The organism is Mucilaginibacter sp. (assembly GCF_028288105.1).
Taxonomy (GTDB): Bacteria; Bacteroidota; Bacteroidia; order Sphingobacteriales; family Sphingobacteriaceae; genus Mucilaginibacter.
Genome location: NZ_JAQBOI010000246.1, coordinates 1 through 6,127 on the forward strand (window position 1 = coordinate 1; position 6,127 = coordinate 6,127).

The 6,127-nt window shown below is 44.1% G+C and carries 6 protein-coding genes; 1 reads left to right on the top strand and 5 read right to left on the bottom strand.

Annotated elements, in window-relative coordinates; genetic code table 11:
• A partial coding sequence (locus tag JWQ85_RS16605; protein ID WP_299469977.1) for a hypothetical protein occupies window positions 1-752 on the bottom strand: 752 nt, incomplete at its 3' end.
• Window positions 733-1,302: a sigma-70 family RNA polymerase sigma factor gene (locus JWQ85_RS16610; protein WP_299469978.1), complete on the bottom strand. Its 570-nt coding sequence runs from the start codon at window positions 1,300-1,302 to the stop codon at window positions 733-735. The genes JWQ85_RS16610 and JWQ85_RS16605, both read right to left, overlap by 20 nt.
• Before the next feature lie 84 nt (window positions 1,303-1,386).
• On the opposite strand from JWQ85_RS16610, the gene JWQ85_RS16615 reads away from it, so the two are divergent.
• Window positions 1,387-3,360: a von Willebrand factor type A domain-containing protein gene (locus tag JWQ85_RS16615; RefSeq protein WP_299469979.1), complete on the top strand. Its 1,974-nt coding sequence runs from the start codon at window positions 1,387-1,389 to the stop codon at window positions 3,358-3,360.
• 139 nt (window positions 3,361-3,499) lie between these two features.
• On the opposite strand, the gene JWQ85_RS16620 is transcribed toward JWQ85_RS16615, so the two are convergent.
• From JWQ85_RS16620 to JWQ85_RS16630, 3 genes are all read right to left on the bottom strand, one after another.
• The gene (locus JWQ85_RS16620; RefSeq protein WP_299469980.1) at window positions 3,500-4,192 is read right to left on the bottom strand and encodes a uracil-DNA glycosylase family protein; all 693 of its coding nucleotides are present in this window, start codon (window positions 4,190-4,192) and stop codon (window positions 3,500-3,502) included.
• Window positions 4,193-4,197: 5 nt separating this feature from the next.
• Window positions 4,198-4,995 (bottom strand): zinc-dependent peptidase, encoded by a 798-nt coding sequence (locus tag JWQ85_RS16625; protein WP_367186237.1) that lies wholly within the window; start codon window positions 4,993-4,995, stop codon window positions 4,198-4,200.
• A 49-nt stretch (window positions 4,996-5,044) separates the two neighbouring features.
• Window positions 5,045-6,127: acyltransferase (locus JWQ85_RS16630; protein ID WP_299469981.1), on the bottom strand; the 1,083-nt coding region annotated here is incomplete at its 5' end.

Genomic DNA, 6,127 nt, shown 5'->3' on the forward strand with positions numbered 1-6,127 from the left:
CTCATTAAAGCAGATGGATTATTATCGCTCTGTTTACGGGGCTGCATTGTTGCGGCAACACCATCGGCTTTACTTTTTAATACAGACAATGACGATGACTTATCTTTATTTATGGCTACATAGCCGCTACCTAAAACGGTATCCTGCTTTTGGTTAGCCATGTAATCTACTATCATATCCTCCACATGCGAGCTATCCGGCAGCTTCTTTGCGGCATCCATCGACTCGTTATTCACCTCAGACGCCCCACCCGGCGATGGATTTGGTAATCTGCGTACTGAAACGGTAGCCTTGTTTTTATCTGCCGGTACCTTTGCATTTGCATATACTTTGCCTTCTGGTTGTGAAATAACAGGTTGGATCTTTTCTTCTTTTAAAACCTGTGTTGTATCTGATTGCCCGGCTTTCAGCGGCTGGTTCATAGCCACCTTAGGCGCCTGCGGTTTTTCGTTGCCCTGATAAAGCACACCAACAACCACCACAAAGCCTATTACACTGGCCGCAATAGATATTACCGCCCAAGGTACTATGCGCCGGGTTTTAGTAGCTGTGCGGGCTTGTAAGCGCTGCTGCAAGGCACTCAGGCTATCCTGCTGACTGCCCACAGTACCGTATCCCTCCAGCGCATCCATTAAAAACGGATCGTTTTGTGCCTCGCGTTCTAATTTATGCATAGCAAGGGCATCAAGCTCTCCGTTAAGATACTTCTGTATTTGCGATATGTAGTCCCGTTTATTCACTATTCTTCTCAAGGCAAATTTTAAGGTTGCGCTTTCCGTTTTGTATATAACTTTTTACCTCGTTCATGGTAAAGCCGGTTATATCGGCAATCTCTTTATAGCACTTCTCGTCAAGGTAAAATAACTTTACGCTTTCTTTTTGTGCTGCTATTAACTTATCCATACATCGTTCCAAAGCTTGCATGGCTTCTTCGCGGTTCTCAGTATCAGGATGCAAAACCGGCGTAAATTCCATAAACTCATCTAAAGCCACGGTCTCCATTTTTTTACCGGCCCGTAACTGCATCAGGCAATGGTTACGGCTTAATACATATAACCAACTCCTAAACTGTTTTATTTCATGCTGATGTACCTTTTGTGCCAGCTCTTCAAATATGGCCATTACGGCATCCTGCGCCGCTGCTTCATCTTTTAAATACTTTAAGCCAACACCATAAACAAGCGGCATATACTTTTCATACAGCTTACCCAAAACCTCTAAATCGCGGTTTTTATGGTAACTGTTAAGCAAAGCTTCGTCTGCGGTATCGTCTGGTTTAATTGGTCTGGTAAAAAACTTCATCAAGCGGAGTGCAAAATAATTTTTTTTAACCGCTTATGGAAATCTTATCTGCAATGCATCCTGTAATAAAAAACGTAACAGATTATGAAAAGGTTTTTATTAATTATCATGATGTTTGCCGCACTTACCGGGTTTAAACGTGGCACAACACACACCATTAGCGGAACTGTATATTCTGCTGATGACAAATTGCCATTACCCGGCGTAACAGTTTTACTAAAAGGGACAAGTACCGGTACGCAAACAAACGCTAAAGGTACCTATTCTATAACCGTGTCCGATAATAACGCAACCCTGATCTTCAATTTTATTGGCTTTCAACCGCAGTATATCACCATCGGTAGTAAAACTAAAATTGATGTGTACTTAAAAGTGGCATCAAGCTCGTTAAACGAAGTGGTGGTGACCGCCTATGGAGTTCAGAAAAGGAAAGATGTAACCGGCAGTGTTGCTCAGATAAATAACAAAGACGCCTTAAAAAGTACCCCACAAAGGCTTCAGGGCCGGGTATCGGGGATTGTCGTTAACGGAGCCCCGGGATCTGCCCAAAAAATGATGATAAGGGGAGTAAACAGCTATGGGTATGTAAGCCCCGCCCCTGCAGAAGATAATGAAAGCTACAAAGGCATCACCGAAAATAGCTTCACCAATGCCGGTACCACTCCACTATCAACCTTTTCTGTTGATGTTGATGCGGCATCATACAGTAATGTAAGGCGATTTATCAATAACGGGCAATTGCCCCCTGCAGATGCTGTGCGTGTGGAGGAAATGATAAACTATTTCAACTACAACCTTGCAGGCCCAACGGATAATAGTCCGGTTGCCATACATACCGAGCTTTCGTCGGCACCGTGGAATACCAAACACCGCCTGCTACGCATTGGCTTAAAGGCAAAAACTATCGCTACTAAAAATTTGCCTGCATCAAACCTGGTGTTTTTGATAGATGTATCGGGCTCTATGAACAGTGCCAATAAACTGCCGCTGGTACAATCGTCTCTAAAAATGCTGGTAGACCAGCTGCGCCCGCAAGATAAAGTTGCCCTTGTAGTTTATGCAGGTGCCGCGGGTGTGGTGCTGCCATCAACCAGCGGCGATAAAAAAGAGACTATTAAAAATGCTATAGATAACCTAAGTGCAGGCGGATCTACCGCTGGTGGCGAGGGTATTAAACTGGCTTATAAAATTGCTGCCGAAAACCTGATAAAAACCGGCAACAACCGTATTATACTGGCTACCGATGGCGACTTTAACGTTGGCGCATCAAGCGATGATGATATGGAAAAGCTGATTGAGAAGAAACGCGAAAGCGGCATTTTCCTTTCTGTTTTGGGTTATGGTATGGGTAATTATAAAGACAGCAAAATGGAAACCCTGGCCGATAAAGGCAATGGCAACTATGCCTACATTGATAACATTACCGAAGCCCGTAAAACATTGGTGAGCGAGTTTGGCGGCACATTATTCACTGTTGCTAAAGATGTAAAGCTGCAGATAGAGTTTAACCCGGCCAAAGTACAGGCTTACCGCCTGCTGGGTTACGAGAACCGTATTTTAAACAAGGAAGATTTTAACGATGATAAAAAGGATGCCGGCGATATGGGCAGCGGCCACACCGTTACCGCCTTTTATGAGATTGTACCTGCCGGGATAAAAGATGATTACATGGTTAGTGTTGACCCGTTGAAGTATCAGAAGAACGAAGTTAAGGTTGCTGCTTCGGGTTCATCAGAAATGATGACCATAAAATTCAGGTACAAAGAGCCGGTTTCATCAGTAAGTAAAATGAGCCAGGCGGTTGTTTATGATAAGCCTGTAGACTTTAAACTTACTTCAACCGATTTCCAATTTGCATCTGCAGTAGCTGAAGTGGGTATGCTGCTGCGCGATTCTAAGTTCAAACAAAAAGCCAGCTTTGCGCATGCTATTGCTACCGCCCGTGCCGGCAAAGGCGACGATGGCGAAGGCTACCGATCAGAGTTTATCCGCCTGGCCGAAAGCGCGAAGCTGCTGAGCAAAGGCACTGAATTGGCTAAGGTTGGTGATGATGAGTAAGTAGTAAAACCGATATGTCCCCACCACGCGTCATTGCGAGGTACGAAGCAATCTCTTTAAGCAAATCCACCATGCAAGGTGTACAACTATCCTAAAGAGATTGCTTCGTACCTCGCAATGACGATTGGGGTAGGTAAGTTTATATCCCGCTAAACGCTTCCAGATACTTATCAATATAAGCCTGTTTGGTTTTGCTTTTATATTGCATAATAAACCGGGGATGTTCCAGCGCTACTATCTTTTTGAAAAACCCATGCTCGTTATTCAGCTTCTTCAAAAACTTCTCATTTTGGCCGGTGCCAAAACAAAATGCCACATCGGTATGGCAGCCCAAAGCAATTTGCTTTTTTATGTTATCGATCATAAAAGGGGTTACTGTAGTACTAAGTTCCCGGCTATCATAGTAGTTGTAATTCTTTTCCCTGCCCTTATTATCCATCGCCGTAAAACCCAGCGGACAAAGCGAATTGATATAAAGCTTATTATAGAACGCTTCCACGCCGCCATAAGCGTTTATCATTTCGTAAACATAAACAGATGATGGCTCGTGAGTTAACTTACCCTCATAAGCAATGCCACATTCAGATATCAGGCGCTTGGGGTCGGTAAATGGGACCCCTGTTAATCCGCCGCCAAACCTGCCGGGGTTAATACCAAGAATAAGGTGGCGCTTATTATCGTCGTTATAGTATTTGCGATAAAATTCTGAAGAGATCCGTAGGGCATTTTCTTCTTCCCTGTATGGGTTCATGATACGGATACCATTGGGTAATGGCGGGCCGGTGTATTCCAGCCGCTGGTTAAAATTGATCACTTTATCGGCGAATGTCATCGTGGTTATTCTTTTGCAGGATCTTGCCCAAATACCTTACTCAGCATATCATAAAGCTCGGGGTGTTTGGTTTGAAACTGGTCGGGTTTTTCAAAAAAGTATTCGGATACCACGGCGAAAAACTCTGCTTCGTTTGTGGTGGCATACATGTCGATATCCGAATGCCCGCTTTCTATTTTGTGGATCTCCTGGTGCATCATCCGTACCCAGGGCTCAATGTATTCATGCGACAGAAAACCCTCGGGGATGCCATCTGTAGCGCCATCTGCTTTATCCAACAGGTGCACAAATTCGTGGATGCCGGTATTTTCCATGCCGGTATTTTTAGAGAAACCTTTTACGAGTGCATTGCGCGATAATATCATTTGTCCGTTCATGAAACCGCTACCTACCATGCCCATAATATTACGACCTTCACCCTCGTTCCCTTCAAACTGGAAATCTTTATCAAAGGTATCTGGATACAAAAGCACGTTGGTTACATTGCGGTAGGTCCAGTCTTTAAAAGCAAAAATGGGTATCACCGCACTGGATGCTACCATAATACGGTCGGTATCTGTTATCACCAGGCCTACGCCTTCTATCCGTACGGTATTCAAAAACGTTTGTATCTTTTGCTCAAATACTGTTTTATCAGTATCGCTTAACTTGTTATAATAGTCTACATGCTGGGTAAACAATCCCTTTAATTGCTGGGTAGGCCATTGCACCGCTGGCTTTTTGGAGCGTTTAGCAAAGTATATGGCAATAATTATAATGATCGCGATAATGATGTAGAGCATGGTGATGTAGTAAGGAAGCAAGTTAATAAATAACCGTCATTGCTGTAAGGGTACGAAAGGATCTGAGATCCTACGCAAGCTTTTTCCGCAACCATTTGCGAACCGGCTCATCATACCATTTCAATGCGGCATAGGCCAAAGCAATCCCACCTGTTAAAATAAGTAGCGCATAAGGCCATGCCTGTACAATTGTAACGCCTTTATGGTTGCTGATCCAGGCAACATAAAAATAAACCAGCGGATAATGCACCATGTAAAGCGGATAAGATATACCACCCAAGAATTTGCATATCTTGTTCTCTGTTTGAGTTTGCATCACACCGCTGGCGCCAAGGTATACGATAAGCGGGAAAACGATGATGATGCAAACAGATTCATAGATCCCGTTCATCCAAAGATGCTCAGCACCGCCAATGCGTGGCATATAAAGTACGATAGCTACCAAAAGGCTGCACCATAAAAAGGCATTTTTAATTTGAGTGGGTTTCGCTACACGTGAAAGTAACAGCCCGGCAAAGAAGGGATACATGGTACGGGTTAGCCCAATGCGTACCTGTTCCACATTCAGTGTCCAGCCACCACTTACGTCGCCGTTCGTGATTGCCAGGTGTGCGAGTGCGATAGCAGCGATGCCCACTAAAATACTTAATGCCGTTTTGGAAAATTTCCTGATCCAAATAGCATAAAGAATATTGGCAATGTATTCAAAGAACAATGACCATCCCACGCTATTCAGGGGATGCATCTCTTGCCAGCCACGTATATCAAGCGATAATGGTACGGGTAGGATAGTGTAACCTATCAGCATCACCAGCAGCATCTTCCAGACAGGAATAGTATGAATGAGCGGCCAAAGCGTAGAATCTGTGAAATAGAATCCGATAGCGCCGAGGGTCATCCCCAAAACCACCATTGGCTGAAGACGTTCGATACGGCGTTTGAAGAAACCGCCGACCGTCATTTTATTCCATCTGTCGTCATAAGCGTAGCCCATCACAAAGCCCGACAATAAAAAGAAAAAGTCTACAGCCAGATAACCGTGATTAACAAGTTTATCTAAATTGCTGGTAGATAATGGCTCGCATAGGTGAAAGGTTACAACGATGATGGCTGCAACACCACGAAGGCCGTCTAATATCGGATAGTGCGGCTT